The 21,393-nt window shown below is 60.0% G+C and carries 17 protein-coding genes; 9 read left to right on the top strand and 8 right to left on the bottom strand.

Annotated features, from left to right (window positions below; translation table 11 throughout):
* Positions 1-132: 132 nt before the first annotated feature.
* Complete coding sequence (gene leuA, locus N1689_RS05160; RefSeq protein ID WP_260058154.1) at positions 133-1,848, top strand: 2-isopropylmalate synthase; 1,716 nt, start codon at positions 133-135, stop codon at positions 1,846-1,848.
* Here leuA and N1689_RS05155 read toward each other — a convergent pair.
* Both N1689_RS05155 and N1689_RS05150 read right to left on the bottom strand, forming a co-directional pair.
* Positions 1,769-2,548, bottom strand: coding sequence for a helix-turn-helix domain-containing protein (locus N1689_RS05155; protein ID WP_260058153.1), 780 nt, complete (start codon positions 2,546-2,548; stop codon positions 1,769-1,771). The genes leuA and N1689_RS05155 overlap by 80 nt on opposite strands.
* The gene (locus N1689_RS05150) at positions 2,545-3,405 is read right to left on the bottom strand and encodes an NAD(P)-dependent oxidoreductase (protein WP_253421857.1); all 861 of its coding nucleotides are present in this window, start codon (positions 3,403-3,405) and stop codon (positions 2,545-2,547) included. Before N1689_RS05150 ends, N1689_RS05155 begins: the two co-directional genes overlap by 4 nt.
* Between N1689_RS05150 and N1689_RS05145 the strand changes: the two genes are divergently transcribed.
* Both N1689_RS05145 and pqqU read left to right on the top strand, forming a co-directional pair.
* On the top strand, positions 3,404-3,682 hold the full coding sequence (locus tag N1689_RS05145) for a hypothetical protein (protein ID WP_222924057.1): 279 nt from the start codon (positions 3,404-3,406) through the stop codon (positions 3,680-3,682). The two genes, N1689_RS05150 and N1689_RS05145, sit on opposite strands and share 2 nt — an antisense overlap.
* The gene (pqqU, locus tag N1689_RS05140; protein ID WP_260058152.1) at positions 3,600-5,720 is read left to right on the top strand and encodes a TonB-dependent receptor PqqU; all 2,121 of its coding nucleotides are present in this window, start codon (positions 3,600-3,602) and stop codon (positions 5,718-5,720) included. The genes N1689_RS05145 and pqqU overlap by 83 nt, the downstream gene beginning before the upstream one ends.
* A gap of 51 nt (positions 5,721-5,771) precedes the next feature.
* On the opposite strand, the gene N1689_RS05135 is transcribed toward pqqU, so the two are convergent.
* The 3 genes from N1689_RS05135 to N1689_RS05125 form a co-directional block, all read right to left on the bottom strand.
* A complete protein-coding gene (locus N1689_RS05135) occupies positions 5,772-6,332 on the bottom strand; it encodes an isochorismatase family protein (RefSeq protein ID WP_260058151.1) in 561 nt (186 codons plus the stop codon).
* A gap of 15 nt (positions 6,333-6,347) precedes the next feature.
* A complete protein-coding gene (locus N1689_RS05130; protein WP_222924060.1) occupies positions 6,348-6,773 on the bottom strand; it encodes a MarR family winged helix-turn-helix transcriptional regulator in 426 nt (141 codons plus the stop codon).
* 66 nt (positions 6,774-6,839) lie between these two features.
* Positions 6,840-7,397 (bottom strand): helix-turn-helix domain-containing protein, encoded by a 558-nt coding sequence (locus N1689_RS05125; protein WP_161732409.1) that lies wholly within the window; start codon positions 7,395-7,397, stop codon positions 6,840-6,842.
* 122 nt (positions 7,398-7,519) lie between these two features.
* Between N1689_RS05125 and N1689_RS05120 the strand changes: the two genes are divergently transcribed.
* From N1689_RS05120 to N1689_RS05105, 4 genes are all read left to right on the top strand, one after another.
* Positions 7,520-8,692 (top strand): benzoate/H(+) symporter BenE family transporter, encoded by a 1,173-nt coding sequence (locus N1689_RS05120; RefSeq protein ID WP_222924061.1) that lies wholly within the window; start codon positions 7,520-7,522, stop codon positions 8,690-8,692.
* 171 nt (positions 8,693-8,863) lie between these two features.
* The gene (locus N1689_RS05115) at positions 8,864-10,264 is read left to right on the top strand and encodes an SrfA family protein (protein WP_260058150.1); all 1,401 of its coding nucleotides are present in this window, start codon (positions 8,864-8,866) and stop codon (positions 10,262-10,264) included.
* Positions 10,265-10,266: 2 nt separating this feature from the next.
* Positions 10,267-13,230, top strand: coding sequence for a virulence factor SrfB (locus N1689_RS05110; protein ID WP_222924063.1), 2,964 nt, complete (start codon positions 10,267-10,269; stop codon positions 13,228-13,230).
* Entirely contained in the window at positions 13,227-15,593 is a 2,367-nt protein-coding gene (locus N1689_RS05105; protein ID WP_260058149.1) for a virulence factor SrfC family protein, read from the top strand. The genes N1689_RS05110 and N1689_RS05105 overlap by 4 nt, the downstream gene beginning before the upstream one ends.
* On the opposite strand, the gene N1689_RS05100 is transcribed toward N1689_RS05105, so the two are convergent.
* The 3 genes from N1689_RS05100 to N1689_RS05090 all read right to left on the bottom strand — a co-directional run bounded on the left by N1689_RS05100 (position 15,590) and on the right by N1689_RS05090 (position 16,718).
* Positions 15,590-15,853, bottom strand: a complete 264-nt coding sequence (locus N1689_RS05100) for a barstar family protein (RefSeq protein ID WP_161732419.1) — start codon at positions 15,851-15,853, stop codon at positions 15,590-15,592. The genes N1689_RS05105 and N1689_RS05100 overlap by 4 nt on opposite strands.
* Before the next feature lie 2 nt (positions 15,854-15,855).
* On the bottom strand, positions 15,856-16,290 hold the full coding sequence (locus N1689_RS05095; RefSeq protein WP_161732421.1) for a ribonuclease domain-containing protein: 435 nt from the start codon (positions 16,288-16,290) through the stop codon (positions 15,856-15,858).
* Positions 16,291-16,376: 86 nt separating this feature from the next.
* Positions 16,377-16,718 (bottom strand): helix-turn-helix domain-containing protein, encoded by a 342-nt coding sequence (locus tag N1689_RS05090; protein ID WP_013357796.1) that lies wholly within the window; start codon positions 16,716-16,718, stop codon positions 16,377-16,379.
* A 301-nt stretch (positions 16,719-17,019) separates the two neighbouring features.
* Between N1689_RS05090 and N1689_RS05085 the strand changes: the two genes are divergently transcribed.
* Positions 17,020-18,174 carry an efflux RND transporter periplasmic adaptor subunit gene (locus N1689_RS05085; RefSeq protein WP_222924065.1) on the top strand — a complete coding sequence of 385 codons (1,155 nt, stop codon included), beginning with the start codon at positions 17,020-17,022 and terminating at the stop codon, positions 18,172-18,174.
* A 12-nt stretch (positions 18,175-18,186) separates the two neighbouring features.
* Positions 18,187-21,339, top strand: coding sequence for a multidrug efflux RND transporter permease subunit OqxB (oqxB, locus tag N1689_RS05080; protein ID WP_222924066.1), 3,153 nt, complete (start codon positions 18,187-18,189; stop codon positions 21,337-21,339).
* The last annotated feature ends 54 nt before the right edge of the window (positions 21,340-21,393 follow it).

The raw sequence follows: 21,393 nt of genomic DNA, 5'->3' as shown, positions 1-21,393 counted from the left end.
AGGTCATGCAGGTCATGCAGGTCATGCAGGTCATGCAGGGTATTGTCACTTTTGCGCGTCAGGTTGTCAGCCTTGCGCGCGCGGACCCGGAGCCGTGTCGGCAGACTGATAAAAAAACCACAGGAGACTCCTATGCTGACCCGACCCGCTGATAAATATCGTCCCTCCCCGCTGATCACCCTGCCCGATCGCCAGTGGCCCTCACGCCAGCTGACCCAGGCGCCGCGCTGGCTTTCCACCGATTTGCGTGACGGCAATCAGGCGCTGGCAGAACCGATGGATCGGGAACGCAAAATGGCCTTCTGGGATCTGCTGCTGCGCTGCGGGTTTCGGGAGATCGAGGTCGCCTTTCCCTCTGCCTCGCAGACGGATTTCGGTTTCGTCCGCGACCTGATTGAGCAACAGCGTATCCCGGAGGATGTGACGTTACAGGTACTGACTCAGGCGCGGGAAGACCTGATTGCCCGCACGTTTGTGGCGCTGCAGGGCGTCCCGCGCGCCATCGTGCATCTTTATAACGCCACCGCGCCGCTGTTTCGCGAGCGGGTATTTAAGCAGAGCAAAGCGGAAATCGTGGCGCTGGCCACCGCTGGTGCACGGCAGATCCGCGCCGAATGCGAGGCGCAGCCGGACACCCACTGGACCTTTGAATATTCACCAGAGACCTTCTGCTTTACCGAGCCGGAGTTTGTGCTGGAGATCTGCGAGGCGGTAGCCGATGTCTGGCAACCGGACGCGCAGCGCCCGATGATCATTAACCTTCCCGCCACGGTAGAGGTCAATACCCCCAACGTTTATGCCGATCAGATTGAGTATTTCTGCCGTCACTTCAGCCGCCGTGATGCCGTCTGCATCAGCGTGCATCCGCACAACGATCGCGGCACCGGCGTCGCCTGCGCAGAACTGGCGCTGCTGGCGGGCGCTGACCGGGTCGAGGGCTGTCTGTTTGGTAACGGTGAACGCACCGGCAATGTGGACCTGGTGACGCTGGCGCTGAATCTCTATACCCAGGGCGTTTCGCCCCAGCTCGATTTCAGCCAGATGCATGAGGTGATTGAAGTGGTAACCCGCTGCAACCAGCTGCCGGTTCATCCGCGCCATCCCTATGCGGGCGAGCTGGTCTTCACTGCCTTCTCTGGTTCTCATCAGGATGCAATCAAAAAAGGGTTTGCCATCCGCGCTCAGCAGCAGGAAACAGAGTGGCAGATGCCTTACCTGCCGCTGGACCCGGCCGACATTGGCTGTAGCTATGAGGCGGTGATCCGCGTCAACAGCCAGTCGGGAAAAAGCGGGGCCGCCTGGCTGCTGGAGCAGAATCACGGGTTACAAATGCCGCGAGCGCTGCAGCAGGATTTCAGCCGCTGTGTTCAGCAGGAGACTGACCGGCACGGCGGAGAGATGACGCACTACGCGCTGTGGCAGCTCTTCTGCCGCCAGTATGGCGTAACGCAGCCCGCGTTGGCATTACAACGGGCTGACAGCCAGAGTGACAGCGGCGGGCAGACGCAGATTAGCGCCAGCGTGGTGTATCAGACACAATCGCTGATGCTGACCGGCAGCGGCAACGGCTGGCTGTCGGCGGCGGTCAGTGCCCTGCGCAGCGCGTTTGATCTGCATCTGACCATCGAGGACTATCACGAGCATACGCTGGGACGGCGCAGTGACAGCCGCTCGGTGGCCTATATCAGCTGCGTGGATGCCCGTGGCGCGCGAGCCTGGGGAGTGAGTATCGACAATGACGCTGCCCGCGCCGCGATGCAGGCGCTGCTCAGCGCAGCAGGCCAGTTTCTGCAGGCGAAAAGTAGTCCGTCGGAGAGGCGCCCAGCAGACGACGAAACATCGCACTAAACGCGCTGGGGCTTTCATAGCCCAGCTCCAGCGCCACCCGCAGTACGGAGTCGCCCTGCGCCAGTCGCGTCAGGGCGATAGCCAGGCGGGCGCGGCGCACCCAGTCGCTGAACTGCAGGCCGGTTTCGCGCATAAAATGGCGGGCCAGAGTGCGGCCCGAAACATTCAGGTGGGCGCTGGCGCGCAGCAGCGTCCAGCTTTCACCGGACGTCTGCTGAATCAGCTCGCACAGGGCCTGTAAACGGGGGCTGTCGGGCGTCGGCAAGGCAAATGGCAGCACCTCCATGCCGCGGATTTCATCCAGAATCAACTCCATCACCCGCTCGGCCCGACTGCCTGCGGCGTAACGATCTGGCAGGCTCAGCGCCGTGACAATCAGTTCGCGCAGCAGCGGTGAGATTTGCACCACCTGACAACTGGCGGGCAGATCGGCGCGCGCCAGCGGATCGATAAACAGCGTGCGCGCCGCCACACTGCCGGTAATCTGCAGCGCATGACGGGTAAATGCGGGCAGCCAGACGCCGCGACTCGGCGGCACAATCCAGCTGCCATACTCCGTCTCCACCCGTACCACGCCGCTCAGGGTGTGGATCAGCTGGGCACAGGCGTGCTGGTGCCAGGGTTCGCTGGCACCGTGCAGGTAATCGTGTGCCAGCGGCACCAGCGGACGCGTGCTGAAGTCAAAATGTTGCTGACTCATTGCGCCTTCAGGTAGCGGTAGATCACCGCCAGGTCCTCTTCACCGTGTCCGGCCTCCACCGCCTGCTGCCAGAGCTGGGCGATATTCTCCAGCGCCGGCAGCGGCGTCTCTGCGGCATCCAGCGCCAGGCGGGCATCTTTCAGCGCCCAGACCAGATGCATCTGCGGCGTGAAGTCGTCGCTGGCGATCATCCCGAGCTTCATTTTTGCATACGGTGCGGCCAGCGGACCGCCCTCCAGCACCTGCCAGAGATCGTCGGTAGAAAAGCCGAACGCCTCCGCCAGCCGGGTGCTCTCTGCCAGGCTCTGCATCATGCCAATCAGCCAGCTATTGATGACCAGCTTCATGCGGGTGCTTTTGCCCGCCTCGCCCAGCCACTTTGTCTCTTTGCTGATGGCGGCAAACACCGTTTCTGCCGCCTGGGCACGGCTCTGATCGCCACTGGCCAGCACCAGAATCTGTGCGTTTTCTGCGGGTGCTTTGGTGCCGGAAACCGGCGCGTCGATGAACAGCAGATCCGGTCGTTCCGCTGTGAAAAAGGCGATCAGCGCATCGGTTTTTTCCACGCCGATGGTGCCCATCTGACATAGCGTCGCACCCTGCTTAAACGCCGCTTTGGCCTGATGCAGCACCTGCTCTGTGGTGTCACCGTCGGAGAGCATGGCGATTACCACATCTGCCTCGCGTACCGCCTCTGCCGGTGAATCAGCCAGCTGCAATCCGGCGCCCAGCAAATCCTCGCCGCGCGCGCGGGTACGGTTCCAGCCGTGTACGCGAAAGCCTTTTTTCAGCAGGTTGGCGGCAAATGCATGCCCCATTGCGCCTAATCCCAGAACCGCCACTTCAGGTTGTTTCATGCTGACTCCCATAAGTTTGTGTCTGCATCCGTCAATGCTGGATGCCTTATTACTGCAAAAGATGGATTCCAGCCTGGCGGTAAACAGAGAAAAAATCCAGCGTGAAACGGTGTACCCCGGCACCCCGAAGCCTTACCCTATGCGGCAATTGTTCCACCTGGTTCATTTATGCTTCTCTTTTCAGGCCTCTGATAATGAAAATACTCTCTCTGCGGCAGGCGACGCTGCTGATGTTGCCTGCCATTTTGCCGCTGCCGCTGCTGGCAGCAGACAATGACAATACCCTGGTCGTCACGGCCGCCCCGCCAGAAACGGGCCTTAACGAGTTTGATACCCCCGCCGCCCTGAGTGTGGTCAGCGGCGACGATATGCGTCAGGCTGCGCCGCGCGTTAACCTGTCGGAAAACCTCAGCAGCGTGCCGGGTCTGCAGATCCAAAACCGCCAGAATTACGCCCAGGACCTGCAGCTGTCGATGCGTGGCTTTGGCTCCCGCTCAACCTACGGCGTACGCGGGCTGCGCATCTATGTGGATGGCATCCCGGCCACCATGCCGGACGGTCAGGCGCAGACCTCCAATATTGATATCGGCTCGATTGATCATGTCGAGGTGCTGCGCGGCCCCTTTTCTGCGCTCTATGGCAACGCATCGGGCGGCGTGATCAATGTGACCACCCAGCAGGGTCAGCAGCCGGCCACGCTGGAAGCGAGCAGCTGGTACGGCAGTTACGGCAGCTGGCGCAACAGCGTTAAAGCCAGTGGCGCAACCGGTGACGGCACGCACGCCGGGGATGTGAACTACACCGTCTCCGCCTCACGCTTTACGACCCACGGTTATCGCGATCACAGTTCTGCGCAGAAAAACCTCGGCAACGCCCGGCTCGGCGTGCGCATCGATGATGTCAGTACCCTGACGCTGCTGTTTAACAGCGTGCACATTGACGCCCAGGATCCCGGCGGCTTAACCGAAGCGCAGTGGCGTGACAATCCGCGCCAGGTGGTCAGTAACGTTACGCTTTACAACACCCGTAAAACGGTCGATCAGACCCAGGGCGGCCTGCGTTATCAGCGCCAGATGAGTGAAAACGATGACCTCAGCGTAATGCTCTATGCAGGAGTGCGTGAAACCACGCAGTTCCAGTCCATTCCTGCCGCCGTTCAGCGTAATCCCTCTCATCCAGGAGGCGTGATCGACCTTACCCGCCACTATCAGGGCGTCGATACGCGCTGGACCCATCGCGACACGCTGCTGTCGATGCCGGTGGCGGTGACCGGCGGACTCGACTACGAAACCATGACCGAGCGCCGCAAGGGTTATGAAAACTACACCGTCAGCAGCGGCGTAACGCAGCTGGGCGAACAGGGCAATCTGCGCCGCAACGAGCGCAACCTGATGTGGACGCTCGATCCTTATGTGCAGACCAACTGGCAGCTCACCGATAAACTGTCGCTGGATGCAGGCGTGCGCTTCAGCACCGTTAACTTTGATTCCAATGACTTCTATATCCGGCCCGGTAACGGTGACGACAGCGGTGAGGCGCGGTATCACAAGTGGCTGCCCGCGGCGGCGCTGAAATATGCGTTTGACCCGAGCTGGAACGCGTGGATCTCCGCCGGACGCGGCTTTGAAACGCCGACCATTAATGAGCTCTCTTACCGCTCGGATGGCGCGACCGGCCTGAACCTGGGGCTGAAACCGGCCACCAGCGACACGCTGGAGATCGGCAGTAAAAAACGCATCGGCAATGGCCTGGTCAGCGCGGCGCTGTTCCAGACCGATACCCGCGATGAGATTGTGGCGGATACCAGCAGCGGCGGACGAACTACCTATAAAAATGCCGGTCAGACCCGCCGCCGCGGTCTGGAGTTAAGCCTGGATCAGCAGTTTGCCTGGGACTGGCGGCTGAAGATGGCCTATACACTGCTGGATGCGCGTTATCGCAGCAACGCCTGCGGCAGCGATAGCTGTGACGGCAACCGCATTCCGGGCATCGCGCGAAACATGGCGTACGCCGGACTCGGCTATCTGCCGGAACAGGGCTTTTACGCCGGCAGTGAAGTGCGTTATCTGAGCCAGATCGCCGCTGAAGATCAGAACAACGTGAATACCCCGTCTTACACCGTGGCGGCCGTAAACAGTGGCTATAAGTGGCTGGTGGAGAACTGGACGCTGGATCTGTTTGGCCGGGTCGATAACCTGTTTGACCGGCACTACGTGGGTTCAGTGATTGTGAATGAGAGCAATGGTCGCTACTTCGAGTCTGCGCCGGGCCGCAACTATAGCGTCGGTGTGACGCTGGGTTACGCCTTCCGTTAAAACTATCCGGGCCACCATTGCGGTGGCCCGGATCATACCGTCATACGCTTATCAGGCACGGGATTTTAGCTGCGCCACAATATCCTCACAGCTGCCGGATTCACCCAGGCGCGGGAATATCAATTTTACGCTGTTGTTGTGCGTATCCATGTTGAGATCGGTCATCGCATCGGTCGCCAGCGTGACGTTGTAACCTAATTCATACGCCTGACGTGCCGTCGACTCCACGCCGATGCTGGTCGCAATACCGCAGATCACGACCTGAGTAATGCCGCGCTTTTGCAGTTCCTCATGTAGCGCCGTGTTATGAAACGCGCCCCAGGTTTTCTTGGTGATGGTGAGATCATTCTGCTGCGGCGTCATCGCCGGAACCAGCGTGGCCCAGTCGTCAGGCAGATCGCCGTTGTGACGCGCCTGCTCGTTACGGCCAGGTGCCCCACCGGCCACGTTAACCAGCACCACCGGCAGGTCGTGCGCGCGAAATGCCTCAGCCAGATCGGCACAGCGTTCGATCACCGGCTGCGGCTCATGGACCAGAGGCAGCGCTACAATGCCATGTTGCAGGTCGATAACAATCAGCGCAGTTTTTGCATCAAGTGTGGTTACAGCCATGTTGGATCCTCAGGTTCAATAGTCAGTGAGTCGTTGCAGCAGAGGGAGAACGTCGATCAGTTGTTGCTGCTCTGCCGGACTGAGCCGCGCATCCAGTGTCCTGACCAGCCAGTCATCGCGCATTGCACGACTCGACGTAATTACCGCCAGGCTCGATGCGGTGGGCAGATAGCGTGTTTTACGGCCATCATGGGGATCGGGCTCGCCCGTTATCAGTTCTGCCGCCACTAATCCGGCGACGGTCGTCCCCATTGACTGGGTGCGCACGCCCTCGGCGGCGGCCAGTTGCGTCACCGTCATCGCCCCGTCGCGCACCAGATGCCCCAGCACCGCCACCTGCGACCAGGTGAGTTCGCCAGGCGGTGCCGATTCGCGCAACCGGCGACCCAGCTTGCCCACCAGCATGCGCAGCGTGGCAGCAGATTCAGTCAGATCGCGCATTTCCCGTCTCCATCGATAAGCGAAAGTATAAAGATACGAAGGTAAACTGTGTAGTTTGCTCAGGTATCAATTTGTAACGTCCGGGCGCTGCAGATAGTGAATCAGGCTGTGAAAGCGCAGCGGCGTGCTGAGCGGGTTGCGGTAGCTGTGCGGCACGTCGGCGCTGAACTGAAACGCCTCGCCTTTTAGCAGACGCCGCCAGCGATCGTTGACCCCCAGCAACAGTTCGCCCTCAATAACCACCACCTGCTCCACGCAGCCCGCTTCATGTGGCGAGGAATGGCTCTGCGCGCCCGCGGCCAGCTCCACCGCCAGCAGATCAAATCGCAGTTGCGGATCGTAAGGCAGCACGGAGCGTACCGACATGTCAGCGTTGGGCTGACTGAATCCCGATATGGTGCCGGAAGGCAACGCGCTCCCGTCGATAAAAAAGGAAAAGGGCACGTTAAACCCGGTAGCAATCTTCCACAGCGTCGCCACCGTCGGACTGGATTCACCCCGCTCAATCTGCCCCAGCATCGCTTTACTGACGCCGGTTCGCTCCGCCGTCAGCGTCAGGCTCCAGCCATTGGCCTGGCGCAACTGTCTGAGCGCACCGCTCAGGTGTTGCTGAAAATCTGCCATTTTTTCTCCTGAGTTCTCGTCACCCTGGCAGGTGACGTTATGCCGATAGTGTAACACTTGTGCGTTATAGCGCACTATGCGAACATGTGCGCTATAACGCACACCTTAAATTGAGTCTGACCATGACGAGAGCCGAACCGTCCCGTTTTACCCTGCCGATGCTGGTCTCCGGCTTTGTTGCTGTGCTGGTGGGCTACAGCAGCAGCGGCGCGATTATTTATCAGATGTTTCAGGCGGCGGGCGCTTCACCGGCGCAGATTGGTGGCTGGCTGTCAGTGCTGGGTCTTGCGCAGGGGATTGTCTCGCTGGGTCTTTCACTGCGCTACCGCATGCCGGTGCTGGCCGCCTGGTCCACGCCCGGTGCCGCGCTGCTGGCGACCAGCTTTCACGGCGTTACGCTGAATGAGGCGGTGGGCGTGTTTGTTTTCGCAAATCTGCTGATCGTGGTGTGCGGCGTGACCGGCCTGTTTGCCCGGCTGATGAACCATATTCCCGCCTCGCTGGCGGCGGCGATGCTGGCCGGTATTCTGTTGCGCTTCGGGCTGCAGACCTTTGCCGATTTGCAGAGCAACTTTGTGCTGTGTGGCAGCATGTGCCTCGCCTGGCTGCTGGCCCGTCGCTGGCTGGCACGCTATGCCATTCTGGTGACGCTGATGGTAGGGATTGCCGTGGCACTGGCCCAGCATGCCATCCATTTTCCCCCGCAGGCGATGATGCTGGCACTGCCGGAGCCGGTGATGCCGCACTTTACCCTGACCACGCTGCTGGGGATCGGCGTGCCCTATTTCCTGGTGACCATGGCGTCGCAGAATGCCCCTGGCATCGCGACGTTACAGGCGCACGGCTACCGTCCGCCGGTCTCTTCTCTGATGAGCTGGACCGGTGTTACAGCGCTGCTGTTGTCGCCTTTTGGAGGCTTTTCGGTCTGCGTGGCGGCGATTACGGCGGCGATCTGCATGAGCGATGAAGTCGACGCTAATCCGCAGCAACGCTGGCGTGCCGCTGCGCTGGCCGGGGTCTTTTATCTGCTGGCGGGCGCGTCCGGTGCGCTGATTGCCGTGCTGTTCAGTGCGCTACCTGCGGTGCTGATTGAGGCGCTGGCGGGTCTGGCTCTGCTGGCTACCCTGGGCGGCAGCCTGCATCGCGCACTCGATGTGCCTGCCGAACGCGACAGTGCGCTAATCACGTTTCTGATCACCGCATCAGGCGTCTCTTTGCTGGGTATTGGCCCTGCCTTCTGGGGACTGATCGGTGGCGTTATCGCTCACCTGGTGCTGGTGCGTAAAACCGCCTGATTGCGTGATAGCTGCTGAAATATCGGTTATTTTTCCGCCCGCCGGTGAAAAAAACACTGGATTTACCTCCTTTTCTGCCGTTTGATTTGTCATTGCCCCGCGTAAAATCAACCTAATCGTCGATAACACGCGATTTTCTGCCTCAGACAACGACCGATAAGGGCCCAACAGGTGGCAAAAACTTTTCTGCGCAGCGGTAATTTAGATGCAGTTCTGGCATTAGGTGAAAATGGCCAGCCGGTCTATGCCTCAGCATTGCAAATTCGTGAAACCCTGCGCCTGCGCCGTCAGAGCGCACTGGCAGATTGCCTGGCCATTCCTCAGGCCAATGAACGGGGCGACCGCCTCGACTGGTATGCCCCTTTCAGCGGCCGGGTGAAATCCTGGCTGGGCGCCAGCGATCATGAACGTCGGGTGGCACTGCAGCAGCTTACCGCCTGCCAGCAGGATATGCAGGATCTCAGTACGCGCGCGCGCGCGGCAGAGAACCCGTCGATGCGGCTGTTTGGTGCGCTGCTGAGCAAAACCCTGCAATTCCCCGATCAGCAGTATGTTTATCTGGTTGATGGCAAACCGGTCATTACCTTCTGGGGCTTTGTTGATGCCCAGGCACGCAGCCGTGACGATGCGCTGGCCTGCCTGCGCGACACGCTGGAAGAGAATCTGCCGGTGACGCTGGTTGAACCGCTGCCTGAGCTGCCTGCCGCACCTGTTGCCGTCGAGCCGGTCATCGTCGCTGAGCCTGAACCTGCACCTGAACCTGAACAGGAGCCGCTGCCAGTCGCGGCAGCCGTTGCGCCTGAGCCGGTTGCACCTGTAGCGGCTCGCCGTCGTTTCCGCGTCTGGTATCTGTTACCGCCGGTGGCGATTGCTGCCGCCGTAACGGTGGCCGTGCTGCTGCATCGTCCTGAACCTGTCGCCACACCGGTGGCATCAACGAAGCCAGCCGCCGCCCCTGCGGTTGTTTCAGCGCCCGCCGCGGTTTCTACTCCTGCCTCTGCGGCGAGTCAGGCCCCGGCAGCGGCCACACCTGCCGCTACACCGGCAGCAGCGACACTTGCGGAGACAGCAACAGCTGAGAAACAACCCGAGTCGCAGCCGCAAAAACCAGCCAGCGCTGGCACGACCGAAGCCGCACCAGCCGCTTCATCTGCTACCCTTGCCAGTGCAGTGACCCCGCCGGTTCCGGCTAAGCCTGATGATTTGATTGTCACGCCGGACGCCGTGCGCGAAGGTCAGGTACAGGTGATTGATGGCCGCTGGCGTGTGACTATCGACCAGATGCCGACGCCGACCGGTAAGCCGCCGGTGATGCGCTTCCAGTTTAAAAATGGCAAAGGCAGCGTGCAGGTTGCCCAGGGTAATACCACCTGTAAAGCTGATGTCAGCGCCGCCATGACCAGTGCCGGTAACCTGGTGATTGAGAGCCGCTACACGGCGAAGTGTCAGAACAGTTCGCGCTACCGTATGCCACTGCTGGTCTGCCATGCGAGTATGGGCGCCGCCGTGTGTGAAGCACAGTATGCTGAAGACCGGGTATTCCCGATGACGATTAAGCGTGAGAGTAAATAACGATGCTGGCTCCCCTGATCGATGACAAACAAAAAATTTCGCTGATTGAAAACAGCGGTGTGCAGTTTCTGGATTTTGGCCTGCAACTCTCAGCTACCCAGGCACGCCGTCAGTTTGTGCGCCAGACCGCTAACGGCCCGCTGCTGCGCCTGAACGTCGATGGCAACAGCGGTAAATTCATGCTCTACCCGGAAGATGGGGGCGCTGCTGAAGTGGTGCGACCGGAGTCGGATATCGCCCTGGCAGACTCACTCACACTGCTGTCAGCCTGCTGGCTGCCGCTGCCGATGCTGCGCTGCGCCAGCGGCCGTCGTTTTATCGGCGGCCCGGAAAACTGGGCGCGGATGCGTCTGGTGGCCCTGCCCGCGCCCGATGCGGCAGGCAATACCCATCGCGTTACCCTGGCCTTTGATACCCGCTGTGTAGCGGAACAGGATGGCGGCGAACAGCTCGGCCTTAGCGCTGCCGATGCGCAGAACGGCGTGACCTTTGCGCTGGCCTGGCACAACTACGAGCTGGGCGATTTTCTTGACCTGACCTGGGTTGACGGCTGGCTGCGAGAATCCTTTACCGACCGTGTTTCCGATCGCCGCGAACAGGCAATTAATCAGGCCCTGCGCGAGTTTGAGTATCAGGCGCACTACCTCAATCTGCTGGAACTGATGGGCGAGCAGCTCGACCTCAGTGAGATCCATATCCAGGCCGCCACGCTACAGACCCCGGCGGTCAACGTCGATATCATTCTGGATGTCGGCAATTCTCATACCTGCGGCATTCTGGTGGAAGATCACCCGGAAGAGAGCAACGGCCTGAAGCAGACCTATGAGCTGCAGCTGCGCGATCTCTCGCAGCCGCATCAGGTGTATAACGAGCTGTTTGACAGCCGTCTGGAGTTTGCTGAGGCGCGTTTCGGCAAAGCCAGCTTCTCGCTGGAGAGCGGTCGTGAGCAGGCCTTTATGTGGCCTTCCCTGACGCGCGTGGGACGCGAAGCAAGCCGTCTGGCGCTACAGCGTGTGGGTCTGGAAGGCAGCACCGGCCTCTCCAGTCCACGTCGTTACCTGTGGGATGAAGCCCGCTATCAGCCAGGCTGGCGTTTTAACACCCCTGGCGATCAGGCTGAACCCCTGGCTTATGCCGCACCCTTTACCACCCTGCTCAACGACGAAGGCCAGCCGCTTTCCTCACTGGCACCCGACGATCGTCTGCCGGTCTTTTCACCGCACTATAGCCGCAGTTCGCTGATGACCTTTATGCTGTGTGAGCTGCTGGCACAGGCGCTGATGCAGATGAACAGTGCAGCACAGCGTCAGCGTATGCCGCAGAGCCACGCGCCGCGTCAGCTGCGCCATGTGATCCTGACGCTGCCGTCAGCGATGCCGAAGCCGGAGCGCGAAATTTTCCGCCGCCGGATGCAGGAAGCGCTGGCGCTGGTCTGGAAAGCCGAGGGCTGGCTGGCGGACGACGATGACCTGTCACCTTCTCTGCCGCGTCAGAACCCGAAACCGCTGCCGGATGTGCAGATGGAGTGGGATGAAGCGACCTGTGGTCAGATGGTCTGGCTGTTTAACGAAACCCAGGTCAACTTTGCTGGTCGCGCCGAAGACTTTTTCAGCAGCATGGCCCGTCCTGATCGCCCGCGCGAGGCCGACGAACTGCCAGGCAAAAGCCTGCGTATCGCCTCAATAGATATCGGCGGCGGCACCACCGACCTCGCCATCACCCAGTATCGTCTGGATGATGGTCAGGGCAACAACGTCAAAATCACGCCGCGTCTGCTGTTCCGCGAAGGCTTTAAAGTGGCGGGCGACGACATCCTGCTGGATGTGATTCAGCTATGGATTTTACCGGCGCTGCAGCAGCATCTGCAGAAAGCGGGCCTGACCCTGGCGGAACCGCTGATGAACAAGCTGTTTGGTCACGACAGCCGCATGGACGGTCAGGCGACACTGCGTCAGCAGGTTACCTTACAGCTGTTTATTCCACTGGCGCAGGCGGTGCTTGAGCGTTACGAAAACTGGGATCCGCTGGAGAGCCATGCGGAGATCAATGCGCTGTTTGGCGAGCTGGTCGAGCAGCCACCGGGCGAGGCGGTGCTGGCGTTTGTTAACGGCGAAATTCAGCGCGAACTGGGCGGTAACAGCCGCTTTGACCTGCTGCAGGTGCCTCTGGTGGTGAGCCTGTCGCTGCTGCATGGTGAGTTTATGCAGCACCGCATGGCGATTATTCCGGCGCTGCGCTCCATGTGTGAAGTGGTGTCGCTCTATCAGTGTGACGTACTGCTGCTGACCGGTCGTCCGTCGCGCTTCCCGGGCATTCAGGCGCTGGTCCGTCATCTGCAACCGCTGCCGGGCAGCCGTATTCTGTCGCTGGAAGGCTATCACACCAGCGACTGGTATCCGTTTAACAAACATGGCCGCATCGACAACCCGAAATCTACTGCAGCAGTCGGCGCGATGCTCTGCCTGCTGGCGCTGGATCTGCGTCTCAGCAGCTTCTGGTTCCGCGCCGGGGATTTTGAACCCTATTCGACCATTCGCTACCTGGGTATGCTCGATGAAAATCAGGCGCTGACGGACGAGAACCTCTGCTACAGCGAAATTGACCTCGACGATCCTGGCTATGCGCTGGATAAAAAAAGCAGTTTCCGTATTCGCGGCAACGTCTGTCTCGGTTTCCGTCAGCTGGATAATGAACGCTGGCCCGCCTCGCCGCTTTACAGCCTGACGCTGAACGACGCCACGCTGGCGCGTAAAGTAGCCGGTGAGAGCGTGCTGCGTATTCGTCTGGCCGTCAAAGCCGGTCCCGACGCCGCCGGCCCGGAAAGTCTGGTGCTGAGCGATGCGCGCCTGGACGATGGCACCCGCGTGCCGCTGGAGCAGTTAAGTCTGAAGCTGAATACCCTGTCGGCGACCGGCAATGCCAATGCGCAATACTGGATTGACAGCGGGAGCGTGTGTAAACGATGAAAGCGTTAAAACCCCGTCAGCCACAAACGCTGGCAAAACGTCTTAGCCTGTTGCAGGACGCCCTGAATAACAGCCTGAACTGGATTGAGACCACACGTGAGCAGTCGCCGCGTCTGGCGCTGGAAGCCGAAACCCTGACGCTGCAACTGCGCCAGGCGCGCGTGCAGACTCAGGCGCTGGCGCAGCAGGTGGCGCGTCCGGTCACGCTGGCGCTGTTTGGCCAGTCGCAGGCAGGTAAAGCCTGGCTGCTGAACGAAATGGTGGCCGATGCACAGGGCCAGTTAGTCACCCGCATGGGTGATAAACAGCTGAGCTGGTTTCAGCATATCAATCCCGGCAACCTCGATTTTGCGACCGCCACTCGCTTCAGCCATCAGCGCGAACCGCTGTCAGGCGAATGGCCGGTTGAACTGACGCTGCTGAGCGAAGCGGAACTGGTGCGGCTGATGGTCGCCTGTGCCAGAACGTCCACGCCCGACACCGCGCAAATCGACAGCACCCTGCAGCGCCTGCAGCGTCATCGTCTCACCACGCCGCTGGCCGGTCTGGAAGGCGACGCGCTGGTCACACTCTGGTCCTGGTGCCGCCGTCGCCCGCACCACGATGCACGGCTGGATCGCCATTTCTGGCCACAGGCCGTTGAGCTGGCGCCCTGGCTCAGCGTTGACGACCGGGTGCAGCTCTTTTCACTGCTGTGGCCTGCTCAGCCAGCCCTGAATGAGATGCTGCGTACCCTGCTGCATCTGCGTCACCAACTGCGTAACAGCAGCCGGGTACTCGCGCCGCTGAGCCTGCTGACCGATGCGTCACTGCTGCCTGCCGAGCAGCTGATTGTGCCCGCCAGTGAGCAGGATCAACAGCAGTCAGTAGAAGTCTGCCCGATGAACGGTAACCGCATCGGCAAGGCGCAGAACGTGCCGCTGGGGCTACTGGCGCTGCTGACGCTGGAGGTACTGGTCCCGCTGAGTTCCACACCGCGAACCGCGCTTTATGATGATGCCGATATGCTGGAGCTGCCCGCGCCGGGTCAGTCCAGTGATGCGGCAACGCAGGAAGATCGTCAGCGCCTGCAGCAGCAGGATCCGCTGCGAGCACTGCTGCTGGAACAGAAACGCGCCCTGCTGCCTGGCTTCTATGCTGCGCGGCAGGCGATTGATCTGTTGCTGGTCTGCACTGCCGCCAGCCAGCGTCAGGATGCTGACCTCGCCAGCGAAACGCTGCGTGAATGGCAGCGCCACCAGCCTGCCCAGGAATCTGCAGAGAAACCGCGTCTGATCTGGGCGATTACTCCTTTCGATGCCCGTCATCAGCAGGTCAATGTCGATGAAGCCGTTCAGCGTCAGATGGGACAGCCCGGTCAGCACTGGGGGTCGATGCTGGCACTGGATCGCGCAGGCGTCGATCGCATGGCGAGCTGGTTGCTGGACGAAATGCAGCCGGAAGCGCGCCGCGACATGTTGCTGGCTCAGCTGGCGCAGATCCAGCACACCGTGGTGGAGCGACGTCTGCTGCCCTGGACCGAAGCGGGGGCCAGCCCGGAGCAGGCGGCACGCAAACAGAATATCGCCGACACGCTGCTGAAGTGTTTGCAGCATCGCACCGGTCTGCATGGCGAGCTGCTCGAGCGCCTGCAGCCGCCGCGTGAAGCACTGCGCCAGCTCTGGCTCAATCAGTCGGCCCAGCCAGGCAGCAAACTGGCCACAATTCAGGCACCGGAAAATCAGTTTGGCATCGGGTTTGAATTTGATCTGTTCAGCGAAAGTCCGGCGGAAGCGCCGGTTCAGCCGCGTCAGAGTCTGCAGAGCGCTCAGCAGTATCCGCGTCAGGTGCTGCTACTGTGGCTGGATCATCTGCGCCAGTTGCCGGAAAATCGCAGCCTGCTGGCATTACTTAACGTCGACAAGGCGACGATGGAGTGGCTGGTTGAAGAGCTGATTACGGCCGGTTTCCGCACCGATATCGCGCAGAAACTGCAGCAGGCGTTGCATGAGCCGGATACGCAGAGCGTCAGCTATGAATCACGCGCCGATCGTCAGGTGACGCGGGCGATGACAGTGCTGGGGGATTTTGTGGCCTGGCTCGGCTTTTTACAGCGTCCTGAATCCGAACGTCCGGCCAGCCGGGTTAACCGGGGTCAGGCAATTTTCTCCCGTCCTCCGGCACCCAGCGTCAGCTTCAGTGCCGGTCAGCGCCTGACCAAACTCTCTGCTGCTCCGGCCAACCACACCGCCTACTATATTTACGACTGGCTGGTGGGGCTGAATCAGGTGATTATTGAAAACAATGGTTATACCGGCGGCGGCGACCTGCCGGTGGCGGCCCGTGAAGCGCTGATTGCTCTTCTTAAGCCCCTGCGCACTTAATCGATAATCAGGCGCAGTTCGCCCTCCAGCGACTGCGTCGCCTCTTCCAGCAGCGCCAGCACCGGCGCTAAATCCGCTTCATGCGCAGCATAGTGCTGCAGCCAGACCGTAGCAGGCAGCGCCATGCCGCCCGTCAGCCAGTCCCATAACGCATCCAGATTATGGCCGAAGCGCTGCGGGCAGCCGCTCTGCTCAGCAAACTGCTGATAAAAGGCCGCACGCGTGGTGAGCTGACGCAGGTCGAAGGTCAGGTTAAGCATAATCAGGGCACCTGTCTGAAGCTGCGGTAGTGGTCGGTGGAGAGGAACACCAGCCCGTCAGAGGAGTATACCAGGCGGTCGGCGTCGCGGTGACCGCAGCGATAATTCACATCCGCTTCATACCACTGACGGCCCGCACGCGCGGGAAGCCGCTTTTCACGGTTGGTAAAGCGATCGCCGCCGATAGCTCTGCCCGGCAGTACCTCGCACAGATTACCTGTGGCCGGATTCCAGCCACGCTTACGCGCATCACTTTTAGTGAGGTAGTAGTCCGGTAATTGCTGGTGCTGCAGCACCCAGCGCGCCACGGTATGGGCGTCAGTCAGGGTGGCGATATCTGCCTGAGAAGGGGCTGAAACAGTGTTCAGATAAGGTTTAAGGCCGTAGAAACAGGCCGCGAGGACAAGGAAAAGTCCAATCCAGAGTTTTTTTGACATGATGGCATCCGAGACAACAGGACGCAGATAATACCAGTTTTGTGCGCTGAGAAAAGCGCGGGCCAGACAAGCTGGCCCTGGCGAGGTTATGCGGCGTGCGATTCCCCGCTGTGACGACGCCATGCACCCGGCGCGACACCATACTGACGTTTGAAGCTGCGGTTAAAGGACTGCTGGGAGTCGAAACCTAACGAGATCGCCACATTGAGAATCGGTTCATCGGTGCTGGTCAGACGATCGGCTGATTTCTTCAGCTTCTTAACCCGGATGTATTCACCCAGTGGATAACCGGTGTGCTCTTTAAACATGCGCTGCAGGTGCCATTTGGAGTAGCCCGCGCGCTCTGAAACGGTATCCAGATCCAGACGTGCTTCGATGTTGTTATCAATCCAGTCGATTAAATCGTGAATAAAAGCATCACTCATCATTCCAGTCTCTCCTGTCGCCATGGCGAAAAGTATTAGTATCAGTTGCAGTTACACTTAAGGGTGGCTGACTATGCCATTTAATGCAAGTTTTATTAGTACATTAAATGCCGCACTGTTTATAGGGTTTTAGCGCAACTGGTCAGGCTTTCATCGCTCTGCCCCAAACCGCACATAAAGTGTATCTGTTATTCTTGCAGTTGCCCGCGACGCAAGCCTACACTCCCTGCGATTAATTGCAATATTAAAAGTTGCAAATATTGGCCTGCAGGTCGTCTTTTATATCTATCGCGGAATAACAACAATGATTACGAACCGGGTTCGTCAGGGTTTAACCCTCTTAGGGATGGTACTGCTCATCACGCAACTGAGCGGCTGCGATAAAGGTGTGGCGCAAAACGCCCCGCCACCACCGCCTGAAGTGAGTGCCGCGCCGGTGCTGATCAAGCCGGTCAGCCAGTGGGACAATTTCAATGGCCGGGTTGAAGCGGTGCAGAGCGTACAGCTGCGGCCGCGCGTCTCGGGTTATATCGACGCCGTTAACTATCGTGAAGGCGATGAGGTCAGAAAAGGTCAGGTGCTGTTTACCATCGATGACCGCAGCTACCGCGCAGCGCTGGAGCAGGCCAAAGCGGAACTGGCGCGGGCGCGCAGTCAGGCCAGTCTGGCCCGCAGCGAATCAGGTCGCAGCGAGAAGCTGATCGGCACCCAGGCGATTTCCCGCGAGACATGGGAACAGCGTCGCTCAGCCGCCAGTCAGGCGCAGGCCGATGTGCTGGCCGCTGAAGCTGCGGTCGATATGGCGCAGCTGAACCTCGACTTTACCCGCGTCACCGCACCGATTGATGGCCGTGCCAGCCGGGCGATGATCACCGCCGGTAACCTGGTGACCGCCGGCGACAGCGCCAGTGTGCTGACTACGCTGGTGTCGCAGCAGCAGATGTATGTCTATTTCGATGTCGATGAGAACACCTTCCTGAACTATCAGGCGATGGCGCGTCAGGGCCAGCAGCGCCATGCGCTGCCGGTTGAGATTGCGCTGGTCGGCGAACAGGGTTTCCCGCACCAGGGCAAAATTGATTTTCTGGATAACCAGCTGACCGCCAGTACCGGCACCATTCGTATGCGCGCCCTGCTCGACAATCAACAGCGGCAGTTTACGCCTGGCCTGTTTGCCCGCGTACGTCTGCCCGGCAGCGCACAGTTTGAGGCGGTGCTAATCGATGATAAAGCGGTATTGACCGACCAGGATCGCAAATATGTCTACGTGGTGGATGGTGAAGGTAAAGCGCAGCGGCGCGATATTCAGCCCGGCGCAATGGCAGATGGCCTGCGTATCGTTAAATCGGGTCTGCAATCCGGTGACAAGGTGATCATCGCCGGTCTGCAAAAAGTCTTTATGCCCGGCATGCCGGTCACAGCTCAGCAGGTCGCCATGCGTGCGGCAACCGCTCAATAATTCGAGGCCGCTATGGACTTTTCCCGCTTTTTTATCGACCGGCCTATTTTTGCTGCGGTGCTGTCGATCCTGATTTTTGTCACCGGCATGATTGCCATTCCGCTGCTGCCAATCAGTGAGTACCCCGACGTCGTGCCACCCAGCGTGCAGGTGCGCGCCGAGTATCCTGGCGCTAACCCGAAAGTGATCGCGGATTCCGTGGCAACGCCGCTGGAAGAGGCGATCAACGGCGTCGAAAACATGATGTACATGAAGTCAGTGGCCGGTTCGGACGGCGTGCTGGTGACAACCGTTACTTTCCGTCCGGGCACCGATCCCGATCAGGCACAGGTACAGGTGCAGAACCGCGTGGCACAGGCGGAAGCCCGTCTGCCGGAAGATGTGCGTCGGCTGGGCGTGACAACCCAGAAGATGTCGCCGACGCTGACGCTGGTCGTGCACATGTTTTCACCGAACAATACCTACGATTCGCTCTACCTGCGTAACTACGCCACGCTCAAGGTCAAAGATGAGCTGGCGCGCCTGCCGGGTGTCGGTCAGATCCAGATTTTTGGCGCAGGCGAATATGCGATGCGCGTCTGGCTTGATCCCAGTAAAGTTGCGGCGCGTGGCCTGACGGCCGCTGACGTAGTGACGGCGATGCAGGAGCAGAACGTGCAGGTCTCTGCCGGTCAGCTGGGCGCGGAGCCTCTGAAAAAGCAGAGTGACTTCCTGCTGTCGATCAACACCCAGGGACGACTGGAGAGCGAGCAGCAGTTTGGCGATATTATCCTGAAAACCTCAGAAGATGGTTCGCTGGTGCGGCTGCGCGATGTGGCGCGGATTGAGATGGGATCAGGCAGCTATGCCCTGCGCTCGCAGCTCAATAACAAAGATGCGGTCGGTATCGGCATCTTCCAGGCTCCGGGCGCTAACGCTATCGATCTCTCCAATGCGGTTCGCGCCAAAATGGATGAGCTGGCAACCCGCTTCCCCAACGATGTCAAATGGGCTGCACCTTACGATCCAACGGTGTTTGTCCGCGACTCGATTAAAGCGGTAGTGCAGACCCTGCTGGAAGCGGTAATCCTGGTGGTACTGGTGGTGATTCTGTTCCTGCAGACCTGGCGCGCCTCGATTATTCCGCTGCTGGCGGTGCCGGTTTCGGTGGTCGGTACCTTTAGCGTGCTCTATCTGCTCGGCTTTTCGCTGAACACCCTGAGCCTGTTCGGGCTGGTACTGGCGATCGGTATCGTGGTGGATGACGCCATTGTGGTGGTGGAGAACGTCGAACGTAACATTGAGATGGGACTGTCTCCGCGCGCCGCCGCCCATCAGGCAATGCGCGAGGTCTCCGGGCCGATCATCGCCATCGCGCTGGTGCTGTGCGCGGTGTTTGTGCCGATGGCGTTTCTCTCTGGCGTGACCGGGCAGTTTTATAAGCAGTTCGCCACCACTATCGCGATCTCCACGGTGATCTCGGCGATTAACTCGCTGACGCTCTCGCCCGCGCTGGCGGCGATGCTGCTGAAAGGACATGATGCGCCGAAAGATCGGCTGACGCGAATCATTGATGCCCTGTTCGGCTGGCTGTTCCGTCCGTTTAACCGCTTCTTCCAGCGTAGTGCGCACGGTTATGAATCGCTGGTTGGCCGCACGCTGCGTCGCCGTGGTGCGGTATTTGGCGTCTATATCCTGTTGCTGGCCGGTGCTGGTTTTATGTTCCACACCGTGCCGGGTGGCTTTATCCCAACCCAGGATAAGCTCTATCTGATTGGCGGCGTGAAGATGCCGGAAGGCTCCTCACTGGCCCGCACCGATGAAGTGATTCGTAAGATGAGCGAAATCGGTATGCAGACCGAAGGCGTCGCCTATGCGGTGGCCTTCCCCGGCCTGAATGCGCTGCAGTTCACCAACACCCCGAACAGCGGCACGGTGTTCTTTGGTCTGAAGCCGTTTAATGAGCGCAAACATACGGCGGCAGAGATCAACGCGGAGATTAATGCAAAAATCGCGCAGATCCAGCAGGGCTTTGGCTTCTCGATTATGCCGCCGCCGATTCTGGGACTGGGTCAGGGCTCTGGCTATTCGCTCTATGTGCAGGACCGTGCCGGTCTGGGCTATGGCGCGTTGCAAACGGCAATTAATACGCTGTCGGGCAGCATCATGCAGACGCCAGGGATGCACTTCCCTATCTCCTCCTATCAGGCCAATGTTCCACAGCTTGATGTGCAGGTTGACCGGGATAAAGCCAAAGCTCAGGGCGTGTCGCTGACCGCACTGTTCAGCACGCTGCAGACCTATCTCGGCTCGTCATACGTGAATGACTTTAACCGCTTTGGGCGCACCTGGCGCGTCATGGCGCAGGCGGATGGGGAGTTCCGCGACAGCGTCGAAGATATTGCGAACCTGCGTACCCGCAACGACCGCGGTGAGATGGTGCCGATTGGCAGCATGGTTAACATCACCACCACCTACGGCCCCGATCCGGTGATCCGCTATAACGGCTATCCTGCGGCGGATTTAATTGGCGATGCCGATCCACGCGTGCTCTCTTCGGCGCAGGCGATGAGTCAGCTGGAAGCGATGTCCGGCCAGCTGTTGCCGAACGGCATGAACATCGAGTGGACCGACCTGAGTTATCAGCAGTCAACCCAGGGTAATACCGCGCTGATTGTCTTCCCGATGGCCGTCCTGCTGGCGTTCCTGGTGCTGGCGGCGCTGTATGAGAGCTGGACGCTGCCGCTGGCAGTAATCCTGATTGTGCCGATGACGATGCTCTCTGCGCTGTTTGGCGTCTGGCTGACCGGCGGTGACAACAACGTCTTCGTGCAGGTCGGACTGGTGGTGCTGATGGGCCTCGCCTGTAAGAACGCGATTCTTATCGTGGAGTTTGCGCGTGAGCTGGAGATTCAGGGCAAAGGGATTATCGAAGCGGCGCTGGAAGCGTGTCGCCTGCGTCTGCGTCCGATTGTGATGACCTCAATCGCCTTTATCGCCGGTACGATCCCGCTGATTCTGGGTGAAGGTGCGGGTGCAGAAGTGCGCGGCGTGACCGGGATTACCGTCTTCTCTGGCATGCTCGGCGTGACACTCTTCGGTCTGTTCCTGACGCCGGTGTTCTACGTCGCCCTGCGCAAGCTGGTGACGCGCCGGTCAGGTGATGCCGAAACCGTGACGGCGTAAACACTCAACATTAAAAGGGGCGATCGGATGATCGCCCCTTTTTTTGTCTGTGAC

It is taken from the genome of Pantoea sp. XY16 (genome assembly GCF_025153065.1).
Classification (GTDB): Bacteria; Pseudomonadota; Gammaproteobacteria; order Enterobacterales; family Enterobacteriaceae; genus Pantoea; species Pantoea alfalfae.
This window is presented reverse-complemented; position numbering and strand designations above follow the sequence as displayed.

What these genes read in the sequence shown, in the direction of transcription:
- leuA (WP_260058154.1), top strand. Translation starts at nt 133, where the DNA reads ATGCTGACCCGACCCGCTGATAAATATCGTCCCTCCCCGCTGATCACC.
- N1689_RS05155 (WP_260058153.1), bottom strand. Translation starts at nt 2,548, where the DNA reads ATGAGTCAGCAACATTTTGACTTCAGCACGCGTCCGCTGGTGCCGCTG.
- N1689_RS05145 (WP_222924057.1), top strand. Translation starts at nt 3,404, where the DNA reads ATGCTGACTCCCATAAGTTTGTGTCTGCATCCGTCAATGCTGGATGCC.
- N1689_RS05150 (WP_253421857.1), bottom strand. Translation starts at nt 3,405, where the DNA reads ATGAAACAACCTGAAGTGGCGGTTCTGGGATTAGGCGCAATGGGGCAT.
- pqqU (WP_260058152.1), top strand. Translation starts at nt 3,600, where the DNA reads ATGAAAATACTCTCTCTGCGGCAGGCGACGCTGCTGATGTTGCCTGCC.
- N1689_RS05135 (WP_260058151.1), bottom strand. Translation starts at nt 6,332, where the DNA reads ATGGCTGTAACCACACTTGATGCAAAAACTGCGCTGATTGTTATCGAC.
- N1689_RS05130 (WP_222924060.1), bottom strand. Translation starts at nt 6,773, where the DNA reads ATGCGCGATCTGACTGAATCTGCTGCCACGCTGCGCATGCTGGTGGGC.
- N1689_RS05125 (WP_161732409.1), bottom strand. Translation starts at nt 7,397, where the DNA reads ATGGCAGATTTTCAGCAACACCTGAGCGGTGCGCTCAGACAGTTGCGC.
- N1689_RS05120 (WP_222924061.1), top strand. Translation starts at nt 7,520, where the DNA reads ATGACGAGAGCCGAACCGTCCCGTTTTACCCTGCCGATGCTGGTCTCC.
- N1689_RS05110 (WP_222924063.1), top strand. Translation starts at nt 10,267, where the DNA reads ATGCTGGCTCCCCTGATCGATGACAAACAAAAAATTTCGCTGATTGAA.
- N1689_RS05105 (WP_260058149.1), top strand. Translation starts at nt 13,227, where the DNA reads ATGAAAGCGTTAAAACCCCGTCAGCCACAAACGCTGGCAAAACGTCTT.
- N1689_RS05100 (WP_161732419.1), bottom strand. Translation starts at nt 15,853, where the DNA reads ATGCTTAACCTGACCTTCGACCTGCGTCAGCTCACCACGCGTGCGGCC.
- N1689_RS05095 (WP_161732421.1), bottom strand. Translation starts at nt 16,290, where the DNA reads ATGTCAAAAAAACTCTGGATTGGACTTTTCCTTGTCCTCGCGGCCTGT.
- N1689_RS05090 (WP_013357796.1), bottom strand. Translation starts at nt 16,718, where the DNA reads ATGATGAGTGATGCTTTTATTCACGATTTAATCGACTGGATTGATAAC.
- N1689_RS05085 (WP_222924065.1), top strand. Translation starts at nt 17,020, where the DNA reads ATGATTACGAACCGGGTTCGTCAGGGTTTAACCCTCTTAGGGATGGTA.
- oqxB (WP_222924066.1), top strand. Translation starts at nt 18,187, where the DNA reads ATGGACTTTTCCCGCTTTTTTATCGACCGGCCTATTTTTGCTGCGGTG.